Genomic DNA, 22,756 nt, shown 5'->3' with positions numbered 1-22,756 from the left:
TTTTTCTTTTGGTCAACTTTTTAGTATAAGGTTTGGACACGGACTATCTGCGTCCAGCTCATTGATTATGGGGAATAACATGTCGGTAAAATATTTAGCGGGGATGATTGGCGCAACGTTGCTGCTTGCAGGCTGCACCAGCAGCAATGAACTGACCGCCGGTGGGCAGAATGTACGCTTTGTTCAGGACAAACCGGATGCGCAGTGCCAGTACCTTGGCACCGCAACGGGCAAACAGAGTAACTGGCTCTCCGGGCAACACGGTGAAGAGGGCGGCTCCCTGCGCGGCGCGGCAAATGCATTGCGCAACCAGGCCGCAGCAATGGGGGGCAATGTGCTTTACAACGTGAGCAGCCCGACGCAAGGTTTCGTGTCCAGCTTCGTGCCGACCGCCAGCGAAATGAACGCTCAGGTTTACAAGTGTCCTAACTGATCATCCTTGTGCTGCCCCGCCTGTATTGGCGGGCGCGGCGCTATCATCAAATCCCCCTACATTTATTACGCAGTTAAATTACTTTTTTATTTAATAAAGCGTAAGCAGAATTATAATTCTCCTGCTAATTACTCTGAGGCTGCGCTGAATATTAAGTTTTCTTAAGCTTTCTCTTAATGTGATTATTTTCACAGCTTCTGAATATATTTTTTCTAAAAAATATAAAGTACGTCTAAAGTAATATTACAGCTTGCCGATAGTGACCTCAGGACATAACGCGAGGGATTGTGCAACGAAAATATAATTGTATGCATGATGGTGTCGGGAGTTACTAATGAATATTACCAAGAGATTGTTACTGGCTTTCTCGTTACTGATTTTAAGCCTCATCGGCACTAACCTTATTGCGATATTTTCTTTATCAAAACTGGGTGATTCGCAGGCTAATTTTCAGGAAAACACGTTACCCAGCCTTGACAGGATGAATAAAGAGATGCTGAAGGTGCTTTCCGTACGCGGGCAGCTCTTTCTGCATGGGCTGACGGACGATGCCGAAGGAATGGCAGAAATAAAACAAAATGCACTGAAATTGTATGACGATTTATACGCCATGCACCAGGATTACCTTAAAGAGCTCGTTTCTGATCAACAAGATCGGGAGCTGTCGAATAAGACGCTGGACGATTTAGATAAATTTCGTGTGGTAATGGGCGAGTATTTTAAAATCTCGGAAAGTAACGATCGGGCTGCCATTATCAAAACCATGATGAAAGGGGGACTGGTTGCCAGTAACATTTCGCTGTTAATTAATGATTTTTCCGAACAAGTCGCCTATAACACGCAACTGGTAAATAAAGCGGTCGAAAATAACGCCAATTCTATTTCCAGGTCGATTATTTTATCGCTGAGCGCAACACTTGCCGCGACCCTTATTCTTGGTGTGTTTGGCCTGATTACCGTGCTTAATATCAAGCGTCGCCTTAATGACATGAGAGATGGCATGGAGAATATCAGTGAAAAACTGGATCTGACGCGTACACTGCCGACAGGACGGATGGATGAAATCGGTCGCGCGGTGACCGCCTTTAACCAGTTGGTCGGGCGGGTTGCGGAATCGCTGAAAATGGTGCGTGCCGCTTCCGGCTCCGTTAATACGGCAGCCAATGAGATTGCGCTCGGTAACAATGAACTCTCGGCGCGTACCGAACAACAATCTGCTGCGGTAGTGGAAACGGCCGCCAGCATGGAGGAGTTAAGCTCGACGGTTAAACAGAACGCGGAAAACGCTCATCAGGCCAGCCAGCTTGCGATCACCGCCTCGGATACCGCCGCACAGGGTGGTTCAGTCGTCGGCGTTGCCGTGAATCGCATGAAAGACATTATGGCAAGCTCCAAACGTATTTCCGAAATAACTTCGGTGATTAACGGCATTGCTTTCCAGACTAACATCCTGGCGCTTAACGCCGCAGTGGAAGCCGCACGAGCAGGCGATCAGGGGCGCGGATTTGCGGTGGTTGCCGGGGAAGTGCGTTCCTTAGCCCAGCGCAGCGCGCAGGCGGCGAAAGAGATTGAAGGGCTGATTAACGAATCGGTGAATTTTGTCGAAGAGGGTTCCCGCCAGGTTGACCTCGCCGGTGAAACCATGAGCGGTATCGTTCACTCTGTGATGCAGGTGAAAGATTTGATGCAGGAGATCGCAGCGGCTTCCGACGAGCAAAACCGGGGTATCGCGCAGATTGCCCAGGCCATGTCGGAAATGGATACCACCACGCAGCAGAACGCCGCGCTGGTTCAGGAGTCTTCTGCCGCCGCGGGTAGCCTTGAAGAGCAGGCGACGACGTTGCAGCAACTGGTGGATGTGTTCAGTCTGCCGGGCCAGCAGCCAGTGCGCGCAAGTACCGCCGCATCGGTCGCGCGTCGCCCGCGTCTGGCCGTTGCCAGCACCGGAAATGAAGGGTGGGAAACGTTTTAAGTTTTCGCACGGAGCCTGTTGATTGACCCGCTTGCAGGCTCCGGGTTTTCACGGCCACGCGGTGTGCTTCGTGGCCGTGCTTTTTTTAGCGCTGGCGCAGTTGCAAATCCAGCGGCGTTTTACTTGGCTCTCCGCCAATTTCCCGCGCCAGTTTTGGCACCATATACCCCGATACCAACGTCAGCAGCTCGCGCATAATCTCGCGTGCTTCGTCATCACTCACCATAAAATGCGCCGCTCCCTGGACTTTATCCAGCACGTGCAGGTAATAGGGCATGACGCCTGCGTCGAATAACGCATTGCTCAAATCCGCCAGCGTTTGCGCATTATCATTCACCCCGCGCAGCAATACGCTCTGGTTCAGTAAGGTCACCCCGGCCTGGCGCAACTGCGCCATCGCTGCACGGAAATCCTCACCTATTTCTTGCGCATGGTTGATGTGATTCACCAGCAAGATTTGCAGGGAAGCGCGGGCGAAACGCGCGCTCAACGTGTCGGTGATACGCGCCGGAATGACAATCGGCAGGCGGCTGTGGATGCGTAGCCGTTTAATGTGCTTGATAGCTTCCAGTTGTGCTAACAGCCAGTCCAGTTCGTGATCTTTGGCCATCAGCGGGTCGCCGCCGGAAAAGATGATTTCATCCAGCTCCGGGTGCGCGGCGATATAGTCCAGCGCGCCTTGCCAGTTACGTTTATTGCCCTGGTTATCGGCATAGGGGAAATGGCGACGGAAACAGTAGCGGCAATTTACCGCACAACCGCCTTTTACTAACAGCAGCGCGCGGTTGCGATATTTATGCAGCAAGCCGGGTACCACGCTGCTCTGTTCTTCCAGCGGATCGGTGCTGTAACCCGGTGTGTAAATGAACTCTTCAGATGAGGTAAGTACCTGACGCAACAGCGGATCGTTCGGATCGCCTTTGCGCATACGCGCAACAAATGCACGCGGCACGCGCAGGGCAAAAAGCCGTTTTGCATCACGCCCGGCGAGCAGGTGTTTATCAAGGTCTATATTTAAAACACGCAGAAGTTCATCGGGATCGGTGATTACATCGGCAAGTTGCAATAACCAATCTTCTCTGGAAGGGGTTTTTAGGGTTACAATGTGTGCCATTTTTTTGGCTAAGCTACCAGTTAACAATTTCAGAGGGCCTTATGGCGACTTACTATAGCAACGATTTTCGTGCCGGTCTTAAAATCATGATGGACGGCGAACCGTACGCGGTTGAAGCCAGCGAATTCGTGAAACCGGGGAAAGGCCAGGCTTTCGCGCGCGTTAAGCTGCGTCGTTTGCTGACCGGTACCCGCGTAGAGAAAACCTTCAAGTCTACTGACTCTGCTGAAGGCGCGGACGTTGTCGATATGAACCTGACTTACCTCTACAACGACGGTGAGTTCTGGCACTTCATGAACAACGAAACGTTCGAGCAATTGTCTGCTGACAAAAAAGCGATTGGCGACAGCGAAAAATGGCTGCTGGATCAGGCTGAGTGCATCGTAACGCTGTGGAACGGCCAGCCGATTTCCGTAACGCCGCCGAACTTCGTTGAACTGGAAATCATCGAAACCGATCCAGGCCTGAAAGGCGACACCGCAGGTACCGGCGGCAAACCGGCAACCCTGAGCACCGGCGCAGTGGTTAAAGTTCCGCTGTTCGTGCAGATCGGTGAAGTGATTAAAGTAGATACTCGCTCCGGCGAATACGTATCTCGCGTGAAGTAATGCTCACGACATCGGCGCAGCGCCCTGTTGCGCCGATGGCTTTCACAGGCACGGATGATGAAACCTCTTACGAAACGCCTCACTCTCATACTTATCGGCTGCGCGCTATTATCGGGCTGTAATACCGCACGCGGTATTGGCGAAGATGTCCAAACTCTCGGCCATATTATCTCCCACGCCGCCAGCTAAAATTTCCACTCTTCCTAAAAAAAGCAATTTTGCCGCTTACTTTCCGCGAATTTGTCTATGCTTAAGTCGCTATACACAAACAATATTGACTGCAAAAGGAAGATATTATGGTTAAGAAAACAATTGCTGCGATCTTTTCTGTACTGGTTCTTTCATCCGTTCTGACGGCGTGCAACACCACCCGTGGTGTTGGCGAAGATATTTCTGATGGCGGCAGCGCAATTTCTGGCGCTGCAACTAAAGCGCAACAGTGATGACTGCCGGTACGGCCTGCGCCGTACCGTTAGTTTTCCGGTAATGATAAAAATGGCGTAAAGCGGTTTCCCATCCCCAGTTTCATCCTGATATTCCGTTTATAGGTGTAAACCGTCTTCCCGTTGATACACAGCTTGGTGGCAATGGCCGCATTGTTTCTGCCTTCCATCCACAGGGTTAATACTTTTTCTTCCTGCCGTGTCAGCAGCGGCGCGGCGACCCGTGGCAGGGTGCGAACAGGTCGCGCCTGAACCATGGCATCAACGGCCTGCGCCACTTCTTCCAGCGACGCCGTTTTCTGCACAATCGCCTGAATAGGAAATTGCGTATAAAACTCGCTGAGTAGCGGATCTTCACCGGATTCCAGCAACATCACCTGGACGGATTCGCCGCACACTGAAAACAGCGAGGCAAGCTGTTGAATATGATGTATTTCGTCCTTGAAACTGTGCAGATCGATAATCACCAGATCCGGTTGCCACTGCACAATATGTTCTTTCGCCAGCATTAGATTATGCAAAGCAGTCACGAGAAATGTGGCGGGGAACATATCCGTTTGATTGAGCCAGGATTCCATCCCTGAGCGGGTGAAGTAACAGCGGTCAATCACGAGCATCTTGAACATATTTTTCTTCGCAGTCAGAGTGTGGCGCACAACTTCCCGTTTTCAGGAAAGCGATTCATCATAGGGGGTTAATATGATGAATAAATGAGTGAATTCCGCTGCTAAGAGTGGCTATTTCTTGCTTTAACCCACCAAAAATGAGTAAGAACAAAAATGTTGAAATAGTGAACCGGAGAGGGCAGGATCTGACCTTCTGCAAATGCCTGTCGGGACGACCCGCCAGCGCGCATCTTTTTTCGGGGACGGCCCCGCTCTGGAGCCAATCATGTCCTGGTTAATTCTGTTAATTGCCGGTCTTCTGGAAGTGGTCTGGGCCATCGGCCTGAAATATACCCACGGATTTACCCGTTTAACCCCAAGTGTCATCACCGTTACCGCAATGATCGCAAGTGTAGTGCTGCTGTCATGGGCGATGAAAACGCTACCCGTCGGCACCGCGTACGCCATCTGGACCGGTATCGGTGCCGTTGGCGCAGCTATCGCCGGGATTGTATTATTGGGCGAATCCGCAAGCCTGCCGCGTATTTTCAGCCTGTGCCTGATTGTCGCCGGGATTATTGGCTTAAAGCTCAGCGCCCACTAATGGGGCTGATCAATCCATAGCAGTTTTTCCACGGCGAAACCTTGCCGGGTCGCTTCTGCCAGCATTTTCTGTTTCACCTCAGCCGGAATGGTTGGCGTGCGAGAGAGGATCCACAGGTAGTCGCGATCTGGCCCGCAGATCAACGCGTAACGGTACTGATCATCCAGCGCGATGATGTTATAGCCGCCATAAAATGGGCCAAAGAACGAGACTTTCAGCGCGGCGGTGCTCGGGCTGCCGGTGAAATAGGCCTTGCCGATAGATTGCTGCCATTTCCCGCGCGCCGGGTTATAGCCGCGGTTAATAACCGTTAAACCGCCATCGTCGCGCAGGCTATAAGTCGCGGTAACTCTTTCCAGTCCGCGCTCGAAACGGTGATCAAAGCGGGCGATTTCGTACCATTTACCCAGATAGCGTTGCGTATTGAAATTCTGTACGACGGTAACGCCGTCAGGGGGAGTGGGGGTGCTACAGGCAGAGACCAAAAACGCAGCGGCAACTGTGGCAAGAATAGGCAGCAAACGCATGGTGATTTTCCTTCCAGACTTTTACGTAAGTGTAGAAGCTGGCGGGAAATTTGCTCTCCCACTTGCGCAGGAGAGCGACAGGTATCAAAGGGTAATGACCCCTACCAGAGTAACAATGGTCAGGATCGCCGCGAGGCCATAGAACACCCATTTACCGCTGGGCACATGAATTTTTAAGTCATGCATCATGTGGTGAATACGGTGCAAACCGCACCACACCGGCAACACAATCATTAAAAAGAGAAAAGCACGGCCGATAAAGGTTTGCGCAAATGCCAGCACGCGTTCATAGCTCAGTGCGTCGCCCGGGAAGAACCCCAGCGGTAACAATAAGCCCACCAGCAGAATCATCACCGGTGCGAAAATGGCGCTCCACATACCGCCTGCGCCAAACAACCCCCAGAACATGGGTTCATCGGAACGTTTTGGATTCGGGTTAATCACAATGGCCTCCTTACCAGAACAGGGCGATAAATAAGACAACCACCGTGACCACGGCAGTTACCACCCACAGCCCTCTGACAACCGGCTCTGGCCCCAATTTTTCGTCTTTCACAATGATGAGCGATGCTTTCGGTGCCAGATCAAACCAGGTTTTGGTGTGCAGCAACGCTGCCGCCAACGCTACCAGGTTTAAGATAAGCACCACCGGGTTTTGCAGAAAAACCACAAACCCGGCCCAGCTTTCCGGGCCATTTTTGAGTGCAAAAAGGCCGTAGATCAGCTCAAGGCTAAACCAGACGGCGGGCACCGCCGTTCCTTCACGCAGCATATAGAAGCGATAAAACGGCAGGGTTTTCCACCAGGTTGACGGCACGGGACGAACCCAGGCTTTGCGTTTAGTCGTCATAATGCACTCCTTAGCGTGGTTTCAGGGTGGCGATAAGAAAGTCTTTCGAGCTCTCTATCTTGCCCTGCTGAATGGCAGCAGCCGGATCGACATGCTTCGGACAGACTTCCGAGCAGTAACCGACAAACGTACAGCTCCACACGCCGTTCTGGCTGTTGAGTTGCCCCATGCGCTCTTTCTTACCGTTGTCGCGGCTATCCAGGTTATAGCGATGCGCCAGCGTAATGGCTGCCGGGCCGATAAACTCTGGATTCAAACCGAATTGCGGGCAGGCGGCATAACAGAGACCGCAGTTGATACAGCCGGAAAACTGGTGATACTTCGCCATTTGCGCCGGGGTCTGTTTCCCTGGACCCTGATCCGGCGTGCGCGTATTGCCGATGATATAAGGCTTAATCGCTTCGAGGCTTTCGATAAAGTGGGTCATATCGACCACCAAATCGCGCTCAATCGGGAAGTTAGCCAGCGCCTCGACTTTCAACCCTTTTGTGTAGTCGCGCAAAAAGGTTTTACAGGCCAGTTTCGGCACTTTGTTGACCATCATGCCGCAGGAACCGCAAATCGCCATACGGCACGACCAGCGGTAGCTCAGATCCGGTGCAAGGTTGTCTTTGATGTAGTTCAGGGCGTCGAGCAGTGACGTGGCTTCATCGTACGGCACATCATAAAAGGCGCTGTGCGGGGCATCGTCTACTTCCGGGTTGTAACGCACCACCTCGACTTTCAGATTGTTCATCTCAGCCATTGTTCGTCTCCTTCTTCTCGCCCGACTCGGCTTCCGCGCCATAAACGCGTTTCGCCGGTGGCAGCGTGGTGATCTTCACATCGCTGTATTCCAGACGGGTTGCGCCGTCTGCATCGCGGAAAGCCAGCGTGTGTTTGAGGAAGTTAACGTCATCGCGCTCGGTACAGCCTTCATCCAGGCGCTGATGGGCACCACGAGACTCTTTACGCGCCAGCGCAGAGTGCGCCATACATTCGGCAACGTTCAGGCCGTGTCCCAGCTCAATGGTGTAGAGCACATCGGTATTGAAGACGCTGGAAGTATCGGTAATGCGCACGCGTTTAAAGCGCTCCTGCAACTCGGCCAGCTTATCGACAGTTTTCTGCATTAATTCCGGCGTACGGTAAATGCCGCAGCCTTCTTCCATCGATTCGCCCATCTCATCGCGGATTTTCGCCCAGCTTTCCGTGCCGTTCTGATTAACCAGCGCTTTCAGACGCTGTTCGACGTCCGCCGCCTGCGCGTTCAGCGCGTCGTCGTTCGCCTGGCTTGCTGTTGCCGAACGTTCGAATGCGCGTTCACCGGCAAGGCGACCAAAGACCACCAGTTCCGCCAGCGAGTTGGAGCCGAGTCGGTTGGCGCCGTGCAGGCCGACAGACGAACATTCGCCCACCGCGAACAGCCCGGTAATACGGGATTCGCAGTTTTGATCGGTCTCAATACCGCCCATGGTGTAGTGCGCGGTTGGGCGAACCGGGATCGGTTCTTTGATCGGATCAACACCGACATAGGCTTTCGCCAGTTCACAGATAAACGGCAAGCGCTCTTTGATCTTTTTCTCGCCAAGATGGCGCAGATCGAGATACACCACATCGCCGCGCGGCGTGGAGATGGTGTTGCCTTTACGCCATTCATGCCAGAACGCCTGTGACACTTTGTCGCGCGGGCCGAGTTCCATATATTTGTTTTTCGGCTCGCCGAGCGGCGTTTCCGGCCCCATGCCGTAATCTTGCAAATAACGGTAGCCGTCTTTGTTGACGAGGATCCCGCCTTCGCCGCGACAGCCTTCGGTCATCAGGATGCCGGAACCGGGCAGGCCGGTAGGATGGTACTGCACAAACTCCATATCGCGCAGCGGAACACCATGCGCCAGCGCCATGCCCATGCCGTCGCCGGTCACGATTCCGCCATTGGTGTTGTAACGGTAAACGCGACCCGCGCCGCCCGTTGCCATCACCACCGCATTGGCACGGATCTGCACCAGCGTGCCTTCCATCATATTCATGGCGACCAGGCCGCGGGCATGGTTGTCATCCACCAGAATATCGAGCACAAAATGCTCGTCAAAACGCTGGATTTGCGGGAACTGAAGGGAGGTTTGAAACAGGGTATGCAGCATGTGGAAGCCGGTTTTATCGGCGGCGAACCAGGTGCGTTCGATTTTCATCCCGCCGAAGCGGCGCACATTGACGCTGCCATCCGGGCGGCGGCTCCACGGACAACCCCACTGTTCGAGCTGGGTCATCTCTGTCGGGCAATGATGTACAAAATAATCAACGACATCCTGTTCGCACAACCAGTCACCCCCGGCGACGGTATCGTGGAAATGGTACTCAAAGCTGTCATGATCCTGGGCGACGGCGGCGGAACCACCTTCAGCGGCAACCGTGTGGCTGCGCATGGGATAGACTTTTGAAATCAATGCGATTTTGGCGTTGGGATGGGCTTGCGCCGCGGCGATCGCGGTACGTAATCCTGCTCCGCCTGCGCCAATCACAGCGATATCGGCTTGAAAGGTTTGCACGACATTCCTCCAGATTATTGTTGTTCCGCAACGATAAGCCTGAAGCGCTCAAGGTAGTTGCGGAAGTGTTCCACTGCTCCTTTTTGGGTAAGGGGCAGTATAACCGTAGAGATCTCGGGGAAATTTGATGTGTTCGATTTTTTTGCTGTTCTCTCCCGTTATGCAGCAGCAATCTTGATCGATATCACCACAAAATGTTTCCCCCTTTATTTATAGCCAGCGTAAATGAAAATTTTTTGAGCAAAATTTGTCTCAGGGGATCGATGCGGGTAGACTTCGTGCCCTTGTTTCAAATCGGAGAACGTACCATGAGCGAGACGGCAACCTGGCAGCCGAGCGCATCCATCCCCAATTTATTAAAACGCGCGGCAATTATGGCGGAAATCCGTCGCTTCTTTGCCGATCGTGGCGTACTGGAGGTGGAAACGCCCTGTATGAGCCAGGCGACGGTGACCGATGTGCATCTGGTCCCGTTCGAAACCCGTTTTGTTGGCCCCGGCCATTCTCAGGGTATCAATCTCTATCTGATGACCAGCCCGGAATACCATATGAAACGCCTGCTGGCCGCAGGTTGCGGCCCGGTATTCCAGCTTTGCCGCAGCTTTCGTAATGAAGAGATGGGGCGTCATCACAACCCTGAATTCACCATGCTCGAATGGTATCGTCCGCACTATGACATGTACCGTTTGATGAATGAGGTGGATGATTTACTCCAGCAGGTGCTGGAATGCCCGGCGGCGGAATCCCTCTCTTATCAGCAAGCGTTTCAGCGCTATCTGGAAGTCGATCCCCTTTCTGCGGATAAAACCCAACTGCGCGAAGTGGCGGCGAAGCTCGATCTGAGCAATATCGCCGATACCGAAGAAGACCGGGACACCCTGCTGCAACTGCTGTTCACCATGGGTGTGGAGCCGCAGATTGGTAAAGAGCGTCCTGCATTTGTCTATCACTTCCCGGCAAGCCAGGCGGCGCTGGCGCAGATCAGTACCGAAGATCACCGCGTGGCCGAGCGTTTTGAGGTCTATTTTAAAGGCATCGAACTGGCGAATGGGTTCCACGAACTGACCGATGCCCGCGAGCAGCAGCAGCGTTTCGATCAGGATAACCGCAAGCGCGCCGCGCGCGGATTGCCGCAGCAGTCGGTGGATGTCAATTTACTGGAAGCGCTAAAAGCCGGCCTGCCGGATTGCTCCGGTGTCGCGCTGGGTGTCGATCGCCTGGTGATGCTGGCGTTGCAGGCCGAAAGCCTGGCAGAGGTGATGGCGTTTACCGTCGACAGGGCGTAATTGTTTTTATAAATAGGGGCACATAACATTGCGCCCCTGAACAATTAACTCTTCTTGTATTATTCCTATATAAAAATTCTTTTAAGTTATTCTTTTTTCTCTCCGTAACATCCATGACTATTTAAATAAAATGCTTTCTCGATATATATCACGGCATTTATCTTTCACCGTTATTAGCATTTCGCTGAGGTTTTTAATATCGTTTCCGTTAATGAATAAGGAATAATCATGGATGATTCATTATTATTTTGTAAGGTTGATAAACATGGATTCCCGCACTGGGATGGTTTTGATTTCTTCCGGTGGTATGCCCTCCCTACTAACTGGAATTACAACACCGGAACGGCGTATCTGTGGCTATATAAAACGGCGTGGCTCATCCATCACAGAGGGATGATTCAGCAGTTTGCCAGAGAAGCTCAAATTCCTGAGTTACTGCTTGCAGGCGTTGCGGTATCCGAAGTTGGTGGTACTCCTGAACGCTTTAAGAGTGTCGGCGTATTACAATTTAGGCAATTATTAGAAACCATTATGAGGAAAACCGACAATAAATATTCCAACTCCACTTCTGTTGGTTCGATTGCAATACAGCTCCGAGCCGCGGCTCAAACGATAGGTATCAGACCGGAAACACTCACTTCCTTTCAACAATACAAGCTTTCGCAATGCTTGCTTGATAGTCGCTTCAACATCAGGATCGTCGCATTCCATCTTCGGGATCTTATTCTTCATGACAATCCGGGAGGCGATACTATCAATCTGACGGATGAGCAGATAATATTGGCCGGTTCAAGATATAACCGCGGTATTGGCAGAGATAAAAATGATTTTATCGATTCATTCCAGTCTCAGCCTGGTACACCTGCAAGAGCATACAGCGAATATGGTCGTCGAATTATTGAAAAGAAAGACAGTCTCATGAAAATCATGCGAGGAAACTAGATGCGCTGGAGGGGATTTACACTGGGTTTTGTCTGGTTCTGGCTCAGTATTCTACTTATCTCGCTCTTTTCAATGCAGGATAAAGAGTGGTTTATTGATGGCGACGGCATAAAAAATATATGCGATTTAATTACCTATATCGAAAGCGATGACATCCGGGATGTAGGTATAGTTATTACGATCCCGCTTTTTTTCCCGTTCATTTATCTGCTTATCTGGAAAAAAAAGCACCATTGGTTCCTGTATCTGATCTTCCTCTCCGTTTTTGCTTTTTGGTTGTGGCGTTTTTTCTTGCGCTATAAGTTGTGCTTGTAATCATTGCCGGGTGGCGGCTACGCCTTACCCGGCCTGAAAACCCACAAACCCGAAACTCCGTAGGCCTGATAAGCGTAGCGCCATCAGGCGGTTAACCGCACAGTCTTATAAACTACCCGCCGGGCGGCTGGTTCTGCCTGCGGACGAGAGCGTTCTGGCGGAGCGTTTACCATCGAGACTTTCGAGGCGCATCTGGAACGGCGGGAAGGGCAAATCGATACCGTGTTCACGGAAGCCTGCCAGGATAAGCTGGTGGATTTCGTGACGCAGCGGCATACGATGCCCCATCTCAGCGGCGTAAATACGCAATTCAAACAGCTGTAAGCCTTGTTGCAAATCCACGAGGAACACTTCCGGAGCCGGGTTATCAATCACCAGCGAACAGCGCTCGGCGGCGGTGTAGAGGATCTGCGTGATCTCTTCGCTGTTGGCATCGGCCGGAGCCGGAACGGTCAGCACTACACGCGTAACGGAATCTGACAGCGACCAGTTGATAAACTGCTCGGTGATAAAGGCCTTGTTCGGCACGATGATCTCTTTGCGATCCCAGTCGCTGATGGTGGTGGCGCGGGTGTTGATCTTCGTGATGCTGCCGGTCAGATCGCGGATCGTTACCGTATCGCCAATGCGGATCGGCTTTTCAAACAAAATGATCAGGCCAGAGATAAAGTTGGCGAAGATCTCCTGCAAACCAAACCCCAGTCCTACGCCGAGTGCCGCCACCAGCCACTGCAATTTGGCCCATTCAATACCGATCATCGAGAAGCCCACCAGCCCGCCAAACAGCATCAGCAGATATTTGGTGATGGTGGTAATGGCGTAGCCGGTACCCGGCGTTAGCTCCAGATGCTGCAACAGCGCCAGCTCCAGCAACGCGGGAAGATTGCGTACCAGTTGCGTGGTGATAATAAACACCAGAATGGCGATCAACACCGCACCGAGGGTGATCGGCTCAAGGCTTTCCACCCCCTGCACCGTTGAGGTGACATCCCACAGAGGAATGTTTTCCAGAAAACCAAAAGCGGAGTGAATCTCAGACCACAGCACAATCACTGAAAGCAGGGCGATAAGCATCAGGATCGAGCGCACCAGGCGCAGCGACTGCACGCTGATCGCGTCCAGATCGACTTCCTGCTCATCCACGTCAGCGCTGCCTTCGGTACTGGTTTGATGCGCGGAATCATCTTCACCGCGTGCGCGTTGAGCGAGGATCTCTGCGCGGCGATGGCGGGCGCGCTCGAATGCCAGGCGACGGCGCTGAATAAGCATCCAGCGGCGAATGATGTGATACACCACCAGCAGCAGGAACCAGATGGCGACGGAGGTTTCCAGACGAGCCAGCAGCGCCTGCGCTGTTGCCAGATAACCGACCGCAGCGGCGAGGATCGCCGATAACGGCGCGCATAACAGCAGGTTCCACAGCATATGATTGGGCATATTGTTGCTGTTGCCGCTCTTATCGACATACAGCGGGATCCCGGCGCGCTTCAGGCTCAGCGTCACGATCGCCAGCGCACCGCAAATCAGAATAAAGCACAGCCGCCCCAGCGAGCCGGAGAACTCCCGATCGTTGAGGTTATCGAACATGATCAACGCCATGATCAGCGGCACAATAAAGCCGATGCTCATCAGGTAGTAACGCATTCCCCGCGCGACGCGGTTACGCGGCCAGCCAAAGTGCGCGACGAATAAGCCGGTGGGGCGGGCAAAAGTGGCGCAAATCATTACTACCCACAGCAGCGGCACGGTGGCGGTCACGCCATCGCCAATCGCCACCGCCAGCGGGTAGGGCCAGGCTTCCTGCAAACAGTAACCCAGCGTCGCCCACAGCACCGGTAGCGGCGACGCCACAAGAATTGACCAGAAGACGGTGCGCATGGTGAGCCAGAAGTGATCCTGCGTCACTTTCCCCACGCGGGCGCTGGAACGCTCCAGAAAACGGGTAAAATGCCGGCGCGAATAGATACTGACGCCCACCAGAATCAGCGCGCCAAACAGCGGGAATAGCGTCTCTTTGCTGGTCAGCACCATGGCACTGGCTTTGCCCAACTGGCTGATGGTATCAAGCGACAGCAACCGGCGCAGATCCTGCACGATTTCGAGAGGCCAGGAGAAGCTCATTGGGCTGACATCCGCCGTCCAGAACAGATAACGGTGGGTGGCTTCGTTCACCTCTTTCAGTGCGTCTTCCAGTTGGCTATTGGAAACTTTGAGTTTGGTTAACTCGAGGATCAGCGTATCACCGCCCTGCAACAGGGAGTTGAGCAACTCACGCTGTGTGCGCAGTTGCGCTTCCAGAATCCGGCTTTGCTCGGCGGTTAACGGCTTGCCGTCTGCCTGACGGATCTGGCGTAACTGCGGTTGTTTGTTGAGCAAATCCTCATAACGCATACGATGAACGCGCAACTGCGCCATTTCGGTGTCCAGTTGCTGCGGCTTGGGCATTTCCGGCAGACGGGCAACCTGCGCGCGCAGCGCTTCGCCCAGCATATTCGATGCACCAAGCCACTGCGATTGCTCACGCAGCGTGTTCAGCGCCTGGCGAACCTGCAACGTTTGGCCGGTGGCCTGGCGTTGCTGCGATGCGACCAGATCCATGCGCTGCGCCTGCTGGTTAAGCGCCTGCGATAGCTCCCGGTTGATTCGGAACTGCTCGACGATACTGGCGGGCAAATTGGCGCTGTTTTCCGCCAATAATTCGGTGCTTTCCAGCGCCTGTTCCGCTTCGCGCTGGCGCTGGCTGTTGAGCTGATTACGCAGTGCCTGCAAATAGGCATCCAGTTGCTGGCCCTGCTTTTGCGCCAGTTCTGCACGCATACGGGCCAGCTCCTGGCGGTTATTCGCCGAAAGCTGTGCCAGCTCCAGTTCATCGACCAGCGCTCTCAGTTTTGCTGATTCCGCCTGTGCACCAAAGCTTTGCGCCTGTGCCAGCGGCGTAGTGGTCGTTTGCGCGTTCAGGCGGCGCTCAACCTCGGTCACCTGGCGGCGGGCGTCGGTTTGCTGCTGGGGAAGCTGGCTTAAGGAGTCGCTGATTTCCCGGGCGCGCTCCTGTTCCTGCTGCGCCTGTCGGGTTTTCTCCAGCAACTGGCTGCTGACTTGCAGGATCTCCTGGTTCAGCGCATCGCTGCTCATCGCCGCCGGGACAGAGGGCGATTCATCCCGCAGGTTTTCCAGTTGCGAGCGCAGAGTGCGGGAGAGTTTAGGAAAATTATCAATAACGTCTTGATATTGTTTGGCACGTTCGAGGGAACCTTTGCGTTCGTCGAGCGCATTGAGCGCGGCCTGGAGCACCTCGACGGTTTCTGCCTGATCCGGCGTGTTCTTCGCCGCTTTGGCTTGCTCCAGCTCCTGGGTGATTTGTCGGGCATCGGGAGCCGTTGCGGCAACGGCTCCCAGGCTGAGGCACCAGGCCATCAGAAAAGCGATAATCAGGCGCACTACAGTCTCCCTGGATGAGGCTTAGTTTTCGTCTTTTTTGTCGTCAACCAGCGGGTTGGCGTCATGTTCCGCTTTAATTTCGGCTTCCGGCAACGGCGCCGGCTCCTGGGCATCAACAGGCACAAAAGGTTCGGTGGAAACGGCCAGCGGTTGACCGATTTTGGTCACTGAAAGGCTGTGTAACTGCTCCGCCAGCTTCACTTTGCCCGGCGCGAACAGGTTAATCACCGTCGAGCCCAGTTTGAAACGGCCCATTTCCTGGCCTTTCAATAAGGCCACCGCGCCTTCGTTTTCGCCCTCAGGGAATGTCCAGCGTTTGATAATCCCTTCGCGCGGCGGTGTTACGGTGCCTGCCCACACAGTTTCAATGCTGCCGACAATGGTCGCACCAACGAGGATTTGCGCCATTGGGCCAAATTCGGTATCGAACAGGCAGATAACGCGCTCATTACGGGCAAACAGGTTCGGCACGTTCTGCGCGGTCAAATGGTTAACTGAGAAGAGATCGCCCGGCACATAAATCATTTCACGCAGAATGCCGTTGCAGGGCATATGTACGCGATGATAGTCGCGCGGCGAGAGGTACGTCGTGACGAAGCTACCGTTACGGAACAGATCGGCCATCAGGTAGTTACCTGCCAGCAGCGCTTCAAGGCTGTAATTATGGCCTTTGGCTTGCAGGATTTTGTCGTTGTCGATGTCGCCAAGCTGGCTTACCACGCCGTCTGCTGGCATCACCAGCACATTCGGGTCGGTATTGAGCGGGCGCACGTCGTCGCGCAGGGCGCGTACGAAGAAGTCATTAAAGGAGCGATAGCTGGCGGTGTCCGGCTTTTGCGCCTCTTTCATATCGACCTTGTAGTATTTCACGAACAGATCGATAACCAGTTTGGTCAGCCAGCCTGCACGCTTGCTTGCGCCCCAGCCCGCCAGGCGAGTGAGCCACAGTTTCGGCAGAATGTATTGAAGCGAAAGTTTGAATGAGTTTAACAAGGTAGCCTCCAGGCCGTTGTTTTCTGTCGTTCCTGACCCGACGCCCAAACGCCGGAGTCTGTCAAAAAAGGGGACGATTCTAGCGACGCTTAGGTTAGTTGTCAGTCATCCAATTCAGAAAAGGTTTTACGCGTTTTTACCTGCGACATGCTTTCCAGAATGCGGTGATAATTTTCGAAACGGCTTTCCGCAATTTTGCCGTTTTCTACCGCCTCGCGAATAGCACAGCCGGGATCGGTATCGTGCTTGCAATCGCGGTATTTACAGTGGCCAAGAAAATCATGGAATTCGACAAATCCGTTGGTGATTTGTTCCGGTTCGAGATGCCAGAGGCCAAATTCGCGCACACCCGGAGAATCAATCACATCGCCGCCGTGCGGGAAGTGATAGAGGCGCGCGGCCGTAGTGGTGTGCTGCCCCAGACCGGAAACGCCCGACACGTCATTGGTGAGGATTTGCTCCTCCTGCAAACCAAGCAGGGCGTTGAGCAGGCTCGATTTTCCCACGCCGGACTGGCCCGCAAAAATGCTTATGCGGTCAGTTAACGCCTCGACCAGCGGATCCAGGCCATCTTTTGCGTGGCTGGAAACCATCAGCACGCGATAGCCAATACCGCGGTAGATATCCATCTGCTCGTTGACGAAGCGCCTGCTGTCCTCGTCAAGCAGATCGATTTTATTCAATACGATCAGCGGTTCAACCTGCAATGCCTCACAGGCCACCAGATAGCGATCGATAATGTTCAGTGAGAGTTCCGGCAGGATCGCGGAAACCACGACGATTTGATCAATGTTCGCGGCGATAGGTTTTACGCCATCATAAAAGTCCGGCCGTGTCAGCACCGAAGTGCGTTCGTGTACAGCTTCAACGATGCCTTTTACATTGACGCCTTCCGCTGCTTCTTTGCCAGGCCGCCAGACCACGCGGTCGCCGGTCACCAGCGAGCGGATCGTACGGCGGATATTGCAGCGATGCACTGCGCCGTCGGCAGATTCGACATCGGCATGCATGCCAAAGCGGCTGATCACCACCCCTTCAGACGGTTCGCCGAACAGGTTGTCATCGTAGTCAGCTTTCTCCGCAGACGTTTTCAGTCGGCGCTGGTGGTTCGCTTTTACGCGGCGCTGCTGCCCTTTGGAGAGTTTATTTTTACTCAATCGTGCTGGCTCCTGGTCGCCCCGGATGGGCAAAACCTCTATGATACACGCAATTCTAGATGAATATAGTGACGCGAGAAGGGTGGAAAATAGCATGAGCGCAAATGAAAACAACCTCATTTGGATCGATCTGGAGATGACGGGCTTAGATCCCGAGCGCGATCGCATTATTGAGATCGCAACGCTGGTCACCGATGCCAATCTCAATATCCTGGCGGAAGGGCCGGTAATGGCGGTGCATCAGTCTGATGCGCAATTGGCGTTAATGGATGAGTGGAACGTGCGCACCCATACTGGCAGCGGTCTGGTGGATCGCGTCAAGGCCAGCCAGTTTGACGATCGCGCGGCGGAGCTGGCGACCATTGAATTTCTGAAAGAGTGGGTGCCGGCGGGGAAATCGCCGATTTGTGGCAACAGCATCGGCCAGGATCGCCGCTTTCTGTTTAAGTACATGCCGGAACTGGAAGCTTACTTCCATTACCGCTATCTGGATGTCAGCACATTGAAAGAGCTGGCGCGCCGCTGGAAGCCGGATGTGCTGGAAGGGCTGACGAAACAGAATACCCACCAGGCGCTGGATGATATTCGCGAATCTGTGGCAGAACTCGCTTACTATCGCGAGCATTTTATTAAGCTGTAATGGGGCGATTACACAGGGCCGGGATTTTTTCTTTCGGCTCTGCAAGCCAGCACTGGCGCGCCTTTGCTGTAAAATTGCGCGTTTTGCTGATTAAATCGGCAGTTAGACAAAAAAAGCGAAAATTTGCTTTCAGGGGCTTGCAGCAGGAAGGATTTCTCGTATAATGCGCCTCCCGTGAAGACACAGAAATGTGCAACACGGCATCACGAAATTTCAGTGAAAAAGAGTGGTAACTCGCTGAAAAATCGATGATAAGCGGGAATAGCTCAGTTGGTAGAGCACGACCTTGCCAAGGTCGGGGTCGCGAGTTCGAGTCTCGTTTCCCACTCCAAAATTTGAATTGCACCATCCAATTTACAGGCCCACGGCAAACAGCCTTGACCAGATAAGTATGCGGGAATAGCTCAGTTGGTAGAGCACGACCTTGCCCAGGTCGGGGTCGCGAGTTCGAGTCTCGTTTCCCGCTCCAAAATTTGAATTGCACCATCCAATTTACTGGCCCACGGCAAACAGCCTTGACCAGATAAATATGCGGGAATAGCTCAGTTGGTAGAGCACGACCTTGCCAAGGTCGGGGTCGCGAGGTCGAGTCTCGTTTCCCGCTCCAAATTTGAAAACCCGATAGGCACGCACCATCCAGATTTACGGGCCCCCGGCAGACAGCCTGACCAGATAAGTATGCGGTAATAGCTCAGATGGTAGAGCACGACCTTGCCAAGGTCGGGGTCGCGTGTTCGAGTCTCGTTTCCCGCTCCAAATTTGAAATGCCGAAAGGCACGCACCATCCAGATTTACTGGCCCACGGCAGACAGCCTGACCAGATAAGTATGCGGGAATAGCTCAGTTGGTAGAGCACGACCTTGCCAAGGTCGGGGTCGCGAGTTCGAGTCTCGTTTCCCGCTCCAAATTTTCACACCCAATAAATTATCCACAGCGGATTTCCTCGCTGGGGGCGTTTTTTATTGTCCTCTCCAATAGTTTGTGAACAGACTTATCCACAGGTGAGCCTTTCATACGCAACTGCAATATTGCTTCGCTTAGTAAATAGTTTTTCTTTAGTGCACTGAAAAATAACATAAAAAAATCATTTCAAAGTGTTAATTCGATCGCTTGACGAATTTGTGAACGTTGAAACGTAATGTGTTTTTTATTTTATACACAAGCTGTGGACGGCTCAGGCGTCGCGCGGCAGACCCTTTTCAACGACCCTCACCAGACGCTGTTTTTTCGGCAGTTGTACTTCTACCACGCAGGCGTTTCGCTTCTCAATTTGCTGCGCAATCGCCCACTCGATGTGTTCGTCGAGAAGTGGGTGCTCACCAAGGCGTTGCTCAAGCGTGCGAATGTTCGCTTCATCCCACGGCGCATTACCCAGCGCAACCGCAATATTTCGCAGCCAGCGCAAATGGCCTATCCGGCGAATGGCCGATCCCTGCGTAATTTTCAGAAAATACGCTTCGCTCCAGCCAAACAGCTCAATCAGCGCCGGGGCGTGAAGGGCGTTGCGCGGGCTGAAATCCTCTTCATCGGTCAGTTGTGAGAAACGGTTCCACGGGCAAATCAACTGGCAGTCATCACAGCCATAAATGCGGTTGCCAATCAGCGGGCGAAATTCTTCGGGAATCGAGCCTTCCAGTTCAATGGTGAGATAGGAGATACAGCGGCGGGCATCGACGGTATACGGCTCGACAATGGCGCCGGTTGGGCAAATTGTCATGCAGGCCACGCAGCGGCCACAGCCTTCTTCCACCGGCTGGTCGATGGGCAGCGGTAAATCAATCAACAATTCGCCGAGGAAAAAGAACGATCCGGCGTCGCGACTAAGAATAAGTGAGTGCTTACCTGTCCAGCCAAGTCCGGCTTTTTCTGCCAGCGGGCGCTCAAGAATGGGCGCAGAATCGACAAACGGTCTAAAATTCAGCGAAGCACACTGCTGCTGGATCAATTCGCCGAGCTTTTTAAGCCGGTTGCGCAGCAGCTTATGATAATCGCGACCCAGCGCATAACGGCTGACATAGCCGAGCGCCGGGTTTTTCAGCGTGCTGGCGAAAGCCGCATTGGCAGGAAGATAGTTCATGCGCACGCTGATAACGCGCAGAGTGCCGGGGAGAAGCTCGTGAGGGCGGGCGCGCATCATACCGTGGCGCGCCATCCATTCCATCTCGCCGTGATATTGTTTGTCCAGCCACGCCTGCAACTTCGGTTCGCTGGCGGTGAGATCGGTATTTGTAATACCGACCTGCTGAAAACCCAGTTCAGCTCCCCACTGCTTGATTTGTTGCGCTAAATGATTGAGATCGAGGGGCTGTGACATGACGGACCATAGAAATGAAGAAAAACGCAGCAAGTATACCACACTCTATCTGGCCTGCTGGTGACCTTAAACGCATCGAAAAAGAGGCCGCCGACAGTCTGGGCATTACGTTGTATGAACTGATGCTGCGCGCAGGTGAAGCGGCATTTAACGTGGCGCGGGAGCAGTTTTCCGAGGCGCGAAGCTGGCTGGTGCTGTGCGGACACGGCAATAACGGCGGCGACGGTTATGTTGTCGCGCGTCTGGCCGCCGCGGCAGGTATTCAGGTCACGCTGTTAGCGCTGGAGAGTGACAAACCGCTGCCGGAAGAGGCGACGCAGGCGCGTGATGCCTGGCTCAATGCCGGTGGGGTGGTTCATGCCGAAGATGCGCTCTGGCCGGATGAGATTGATTTAATTATTGATGGCCTGCTGGGCACGGGCCTGACCAGCGCCCCGCGCGACAACGTGGCGTCGCTGATTGAACGCGCCAACGCCCATCCTGCGCCACTGCTGGCGCTGGATATTCCCTCTGGCCTGAATGCGCAAACTGGCGTAACACCCGGCGCGGTGATTCAGGCGCGCCATACCGTCACTTTTATTGTCCTCAAACCGGGCCTGTTGACGGGCAAGGCGCGCGATGTTGTCGGCCAATTGCATCACCACTCGCTTGGTCTTGACGCCTGGCTTGGCGGCCAGCAACCGCCCATTGCCCGCTTCGACGCCAGCCAACTTCCCCGGTGGTTTACGCCACGCCGACCTACCTCGCATAAAGGGGATAACGGGCGGCTGGTGATTATCGGAGGCGATCACGGTACGGCCGGGGCGATCCGCATGACCGGCGAAGCGGCGCTACGAACAGGGGCGGGGCTGGTGCGCATATTGACGCGTCGCGAGAATATCGCACCCATCATCACTATGCGCCCGGAGTTGATGGTCCACGAACTTACCGCTGAATCAATGGATGAAAGCCTTGAGTGGGCCGATGTCGTGGTTATTGGCCCAGGCCTTGGGCAGCAGGAGTGGGGCAAAAAAGCGCTGCAAAAAGTAGAGAACTTTCGCAAACCGATGCTGTGGGATGCGGATGCGCTCAACCTTCTGGCAATCAATCCCGATAAACGTCACAATCGCGTACTGACGCCGCACCCCGGCGAGGCCGCGCGTTTGCTTAATTGCAGTGTGGCGGAAATTGAAAGTGATCGCTTACTTGCGGCTCAGCGTCTGGTACAACGTTATGCAGGCGTGGTGGTGCTGAAAGGTGCAGGTACAGTCGTTGCGGGCGCGCAGGGCGAAACGGGCATTATTGATGCCGGGAATGCCGGGATGGGCAGTGGCGGCATGGGCGATGTGCTGTCGGGGATTATCGGCGCGATGCTCGGGCAGAAATTCAGCTTATATGATGCCGCCTGCGCAGGGTGCGTTGCGCACGGTGCTGCGGGTGACCTGCGAGCGGCACAGTATGGCCAGCGCGGTATGCTGGCAACCGATCTTTTTGGCACGCTGTTGCGTGTTGTTAACCCGGATGTAATTGATACCAAAAATGATTAATCGAGTGATTCCTTTACCTGACGAACAATCGACACTGGATCTCGGCCAACGCGTGGCGCAGGCCTGCGCGGGTGCGACGGTGATTTATTTGTATGGCGATCTCGGGGCGGGTAAAACCACCTTCAGCCGGGGATTTTTGCACGCGCTGGGGCATAACGGTAATGTCAAAAGCCCGACCTACACCCTGGTGGAGCCCTATACTCTCGACAAATTAATGGTCTATCACTTCGATTTATACCGCCTTGCGGACCCGGAGGAGCTGGAATTTATGGGGATCCGCGATTATTTTGCCAACGACGCAATTTGCCTGGTCGAGTGGCCGCAACAAGGCGCGGGTGTACTGCCTGACCCGGATGTCGAAATCCATTTAGAGTACCAGGCGCAGGGGCGTGAGGCGCGCATTCGTGCTGTATCCTCATCTGGCGATTCGTTACTGGCGCGTATGGCCGGTTAACTGGAAG

23 protein-coding genes and 5 tRNA genes are annotated in these 22,756 nt (G+C 53.8%); 17 read left to right on the top strand and 11 right to left on the bottom strand.

All coding sequences use genetic code 11. The annotated features are described in order from the left end of the window. Window positions 1-79: 79 nt before the first annotated feature. On the top strand, window positions 80-433 hold the full coding sequence (locus Q5705_11475; GenBank protein ID WLI75222.1) for a DUF4156 domain-containing protein: 354 nt from the start codon (window positions 80-82) through the stop codon (window positions 431-433). A gap of 334 nt (window positions 434-767) precedes the next feature. Next, window positions 768-2,405 (top strand): methyl-accepting chemotaxis protein, encoded by a 1,638-nt coding sequence (locus Q5705_11470; protein ID WLI75221.1) that lies wholly within the window; start codon window positions 768-770, stop codon window positions 2,403-2,405. Window positions 2,406-2,490: 85 nt separating this feature from the next. On the opposite strand, the gene epmB is transcribed toward Q5705_11470, so the two are convergent. Further along, window positions 2,491-3,519 (bottom strand): EF-P beta-lysylation protein EpmB, encoded by a 1,029-nt coding sequence (epmB, locus tag Q5705_11465; protein WLI75220.1) that lies wholly within the window; start codon window positions 3,517-3,519, stop codon window positions 2,491-2,493. A 41-nt stretch (window positions 3,520-3,560) separates the two neighbouring features. Between epmB and efp the strand changes: the two genes are divergently transcribed. The 3 genes from efp to ecnB all read left to right on the top strand — a co-directional run bounded on the left by efp (window position 3,561) and on the right by ecnB (window position 4,570). Beyond that, window positions 3,561-4,127 (top strand): elongation factor P, encoded by a 567-nt coding sequence (gene efp, locus Q5705_11460; GenBank protein WLI75219.1) that lies wholly within the window; start codon window positions 3,561-3,563, stop codon window positions 4,125-4,127. 57 nt (window positions 4,128-4,184) lie between these two features. Beyond that, complete coding sequence (locus Q5705_11455) at window positions 4,185-4,316, top strand: entericidin A/B family lipoprotein (protein ID WLI75218.1); 132 nt, start codon at window positions 4,185-4,187, stop codon at window positions 4,314-4,316. A 107-nt stretch (window positions 4,317-4,423) separates the two neighbouring features. After that, window positions 4,424-4,570: a lipoprotein toxin entericidin B gene (ecnB, locus tag Q5705_11450; GenBank protein WLI75217.1), complete on the top strand. Its 147-nt coding sequence runs from the start codon at window positions 4,424-4,426 to the stop codon at window positions 4,568-4,570. 29 nt (window positions 4,571-4,599) lie between these two features. Here the strand turns inward: ecnB and Q5705_11445 are convergent, their stop codons facing one another. Continuing rightward, the gene (locus tag Q5705_11445; protein ID WLI75216.1) at window positions 4,600-5,196 is read right to left on the bottom strand and encodes a LuxR C-terminal-related transcriptional regulator; all 597 of its coding nucleotides are present in this window, start codon (window positions 5,194-5,196) and stop codon (window positions 4,600-4,602) included. 265 nt (window positions 5,197-5,461) lie between these two features. Here Q5705_11445 and sugE point away from each other — a divergent pair, with 265 nt between their 5' ends. After that, complete coding sequence (gene sugE, locus Q5705_11440; GenBank protein ID WLI75215.1) at window positions 5,462-5,779, top strand: quaternary ammonium compound efflux SMR transporter SugE; 318 nt, start codon at window positions 5,462-5,464, stop codon at window positions 5,777-5,779. Here the strand turns inward: sugE and Q5705_11435 are convergent. The 5 genes from Q5705_11435 to frdA form a co-directional block, all read right to left on the bottom strand. Then, window positions 5,776-6,306 (bottom strand): lipocalin family protein, encoded by a 531-nt coding sequence (locus Q5705_11435; GenBank protein ID WLI75214.1) that lies wholly within the window; start codon window positions 6,304-6,306, stop codon window positions 5,776-5,778. The two genes, sugE and Q5705_11435, sit on opposite strands and share 4 nt — an antisense overlap. Window positions 6,307-6,390: 84 nt before the next feature. Beyond that, window positions 6,391-6,750, bottom strand: a complete 360-nt coding sequence (frdD, locus tag Q5705_11430) for a fumarate reductase subunit FrdD (protein ID WLI75213.1) — start codon at window positions 6,748-6,750, stop codon at window positions 6,391-6,393. A gap of 10 nt (window positions 6,751-6,760) precedes the next feature. Then, window positions 6,761-7,156 (bottom strand): fumarate reductase subunit FrdC, encoded by a 396-nt coding sequence (gene frdC, locus Q5705_11425; protein WLI75212.1) that lies wholly within the window; start codon window positions 7,154-7,156, stop codon window positions 6,761-6,763. Window positions 7,157-7,166: 10 nt separating this feature from the next. Beyond that, the gene (locus tag Q5705_11420) at window positions 7,167-7,901 is read right to left on the bottom strand and encodes a succinate dehydrogenase/fumarate reductase iron-sulfur subunit (protein WLI75211.1); all 735 of its coding nucleotides are present in this window, start codon (window positions 7,899-7,901) and stop codon (window positions 7,167-7,169) included. Continuing rightward, window positions 7,894-9,684 (bottom strand): fumarate reductase (quinol) flavoprotein subunit, encoded by a 1,791-nt coding sequence (gene frdA / locus Q5705_11415; protein ID WLI75210.1) that lies wholly within the window; start codon window positions 9,682-9,684, stop codon window positions 7,894-7,896. Before frdA ends, Q5705_11420 begins: the two co-directional genes overlap by 8 nt. A gap of 308 nt (window positions 9,685-9,992) precedes the next feature. Here frdA and epmA point away from each other — a divergent pair, with 308 nt between their 5' ends. The 3 genes from epmA to Q5705_11400 all read left to right on the top strand — a co-directional run bounded on the left by epmA (window position 9,993) and on the right by Q5705_11400 (window position 12,227). Then, window positions 9,993-10,970, top strand: a complete 978-nt coding sequence (gene epmA, locus Q5705_11410; protein ID WLI75209.1) for an elongation factor P--(R)-beta-lysine ligase — start codon at window positions 9,993-9,995, stop codon at window positions 10,968-10,970. Between the two features lie 228 nt (window positions 10,971-11,198). Continuing rightward, window positions 11,199-11,912, top strand: a complete 714-nt coding sequence (locus Q5705_11405) for a hypothetical protein (protein ID WLI75208.1) — start codon at window positions 11,199-11,201, stop codon at window positions 11,910-11,912. Next, the gene (locus tag Q5705_11400; GenBank protein WLI75207.1) at window positions 11,913-12,227 is read left to right on the top strand and encodes a YjeO family protein; all 315 of its coding nucleotides are present in this window, start codon (window positions 11,913-11,915) and stop codon (window positions 12,225-12,227) included. Window positions 12,228-12,332: 105 nt separating this feature from the next. On the opposite strand, the gene mscM is transcribed toward Q5705_11400, so the two are convergent. The 3 genes from mscM to rsgA form a co-directional block, all read right to left on the bottom strand. Further along, window positions 12,333-15,665 carry a miniconductance mechanosensitive channel MscM gene (gene mscM / locus Q5705_11395; protein ID WLI75206.1) on the bottom strand — a complete coding sequence of 1,111 codons (3,333 nt, stop codon included), beginning with the start codon at window positions 15,663-15,665 and terminating at the stop codon, window positions 12,333-12,335. 21 nt (window positions 15,666-15,686) lie between these two features. Further along, the gene (gene asd / locus Q5705_11390) at window positions 15,687-16,658 is read right to left on the bottom strand and encodes an archaetidylserine decarboxylase (protein ID WLI75205.1); all 972 of its coding nucleotides are present in this window, start codon (window positions 16,656-16,658) and stop codon (window positions 15,687-15,689) included. Between the two features lie 101 nt (window positions 16,659-16,759). Next, window positions 16,760-17,815: a small ribosomal subunit biogenesis GTPase RsgA gene (gene rsgA, locus Q5705_11385; protein ID WLI75204.1), complete on the bottom strand. Its 1,056-nt coding sequence runs from the start codon at window positions 17,813-17,815 to the stop codon at window positions 16,760-16,762. Window positions 17,816-17,909: 94 nt separating this feature from the next. On the opposite strand from rsgA, the gene orn reads away from it, so the two are divergent. The 6 genes from orn (at window position 17,910) to Q5705_11355 (ending at window position 19,360) form a co-directional block, all read left to right on the top strand. Beyond that, the gene (gene orn / locus Q5705_11380) at window positions 17,910-18,455 is read left to right on the top strand and encodes an oligoribonuclease (protein ID WLI75203.1); all 546 of its coding nucleotides are present in this window, start codon (window positions 17,910-17,912) and stop codon (window positions 18,453-18,455) included. 255 nt (window positions 18,456-18,710) lie between these two features. Beyond that, window positions 18,711-18,786, top strand: a tRNA-Gly gene (locus Q5705_11375). A 62-nt stretch (window positions 18,787-18,848) separates the two neighbouring features. After that, a tRNA-Gly gene (locus tag Q5705_11370) sits at window positions 18,849-18,924 on the top strand. A 62-nt stretch (window positions 18,925-18,986) separates the two neighbouring features. Next, window positions 18,987-19,062: transfer RNA gene (locus Q5705_11365), tRNA-Gly, on the top strand. A 73-nt stretch (window positions 19,063-19,135) separates the two neighbouring features. Continuing rightward, window positions 19,136-19,211 (top strand) — tRNA-Gly (locus Q5705_11360). A gap of 73 nt (window positions 19,212-19,284) precedes the next feature. Continuing rightward, window positions 19,285-19,360, top strand: a tRNA-Gly gene (locus tag Q5705_11355). Window positions 19,361-19,629: 269 nt separating this feature from the next. On the opposite strand, the gene queG is transcribed toward Q5705_11355, so the two are convergent. Beyond that, window positions 19,630-20,769: a tRNA epoxyqueuosine(34) reductase QueG gene (gene queG / locus Q5705_11350; GenBank protein ID WLI75202.1), complete on the bottom strand. Its 1,140-nt coding sequence runs from the start codon at window positions 20,767-20,769 to the stop codon at window positions 19,630-19,632. A gap of 14 nt (window positions 20,770-20,783) precedes the next feature. Between queG and nnr the strand changes: the two genes are divergently transcribed. Both nnr and tsaE read left to right on the top strand, forming a co-directional pair. Then, the gene (nnr, locus tag Q5705_11345; protein WLI75201.1) at window positions 20,784-22,295 is read left to right on the top strand and encodes a bifunctional ADP-dependent NAD(P)H-hydrate dehydratase/NAD(P)H-hydrate epimerase; all 1,512 of its coding nucleotides are present in this window, start codon (window positions 20,784-20,786) and stop codon (window positions 22,293-22,295) included. Beyond that, window positions 22,288-22,749: a tRNA (adenosine(37)-N6)-threonylcarbamoyltransferase complex ATPase subunit type 1 TsaE gene (gene tsaE, locus Q5705_11340; protein ID WLI75200.1), complete on the top strand. Its 462-nt coding sequence runs from the start codon at window positions 22,288-22,290 to the stop codon at window positions 22,747-22,749. The genes nnr and tsaE overlap by 8 nt, the downstream gene beginning before the upstream one ends. Window positions 22,750-22,756 lie beyond the last annotated feature (7 nt).

Origin of the sequence: Kosakonia sp. H02 (genome assembly GCA_030704225.1) — a bacterium.
In the GTDB taxonomy this organism is placed as follows: Bacteria; Pseudomonadota; Gammaproteobacteria; order Enterobacterales; family Enterobacteriaceae; genus Kosakonia.
The sequence above is the reverse complement of the archived record's forward strand: the minus strand, read 5'-3'. Positions and strand labels throughout refer to the sequence as shown.

What these genes read in the sequence shown, in the direction of transcription:
- Q5705_11445 (WLI75216.1), bottom strand. Translation starts at nt 5,196, where the DNA reads ATGTTCAAGATGCTCGTGATTGACCGCTGTTACTTCACCCGCTCAGGG.
- Q5705_11455 (WLI75218.1), top strand. Translation starts at nt 4,185, where the DNA reads ATGAAACCTCTTACGAAACGCCTCACTCTCATACTTATCGGCTGCGCG.
- frdC (WLI75212.1), bottom strand. Translation starts at nt 7,156, where the DNA reads ATGACGACTAAACGCAAAGCCTGGGTTCGTCCCGTGCCGTCAACCTGG.
- Q5705_11420 (WLI75211.1), bottom strand. Translation starts at nt 7,901, where the DNA reads ATGGCTGAGATGAACAATCTGAAAGTCGAGGTGGTGCGTTACAACCCG.
- Q5705_11470 (WLI75221.1), top strand. Translation starts at nt 768, where the DNA reads ATGAATATTACCAAGAGATTGTTACTGGCTTTCTCGTTACTGATTTTA.
- epmA (WLI75209.1), top strand. Translation starts at nt 9,993, where the DNA reads ATGAGCGAGACGGCAACCTGGCAGCCGAGCGCATCCATCCCCAATTTA.
- orn (WLI75203.1), top strand. Translation starts at nt 17,910, where the DNA reads ATGAGCGCAAATGAAAACAACCTCATTTGGATCGATCTGGAGATGACG.
- Q5705_11400 (WLI75207.1), top strand. Translation starts at nt 11,913, where the DNA reads ATGCGCTGGAGGGGATTTACACTGGGTTTTGTCTGGTTCTGGCTCAGT.
- sugE (WLI75215.1), top strand. Translation starts at nt 5,462, where the DNA reads ATGTCCTGGTTAATTCTGTTAATTGCCGGTCTTCTGGAAGTGGTCTGG.
- queG (WLI75202.1), bottom strand. Translation starts at nt 20,769, where the DNA reads ATGTCACAGCCCCTCGATCTCAATCATTTAGCGCAACAAATCAAGCAG.
- tsaE (WLI75200.1), top strand. Translation starts at nt 22,288, where the DNA reads ATGATTAATCGAGTGATTCCTTTACCTGACGAACAATCGACACTGGAT.
- ecnB (WLI75217.1), top strand. Translation starts at nt 4,424, where the DNA reads ATGGTTAAGAAAACAATTGCTGCGATCTTTTCTGTACTGGTTCTTTCA.
- Q5705_11405 (WLI75208.1), top strand. Translation starts at nt 11,199, where the DNA reads ATGGATGATTCATTATTATTTTGTAAGGTTGATAAACATGGATTCCCG.
- nnr (WLI75201.1), top strand. Translation starts at nt 20,784, where the DNA reads ATGAAGAAAAACGCAGCAAGTATACCACACTCTATCTGGCCTGCTGGT.
- Q5705_11475 (WLI75222.1), top strand. Translation starts at nt 80, where the DNA reads ATGTCGGTAAAATATTTAGCGGGGATGATTGGCGCAACGTTGCTGCTT.
- epmB (WLI75220.1), bottom strand. Translation starts at nt 3,519, where the DNA reads ATGGCACACATTGTAACCCTAAAAACCCCTTCCAGAGAAGATTGGTTA.
- Q5705_11435 (WLI75214.1), bottom strand. Translation starts at nt 6,306, where the DNA reads ATGCGTTTGCTGCCTATTCTTGCCACAGTTGCCGCTGCGTTTTTGGTC.
- efp (WLI75219.1), top strand. Translation starts at nt 3,561, where the DNA reads ATGGCGACTTACTATAGCAACGATTTTCGTGCCGGTCTTAAAATCATG.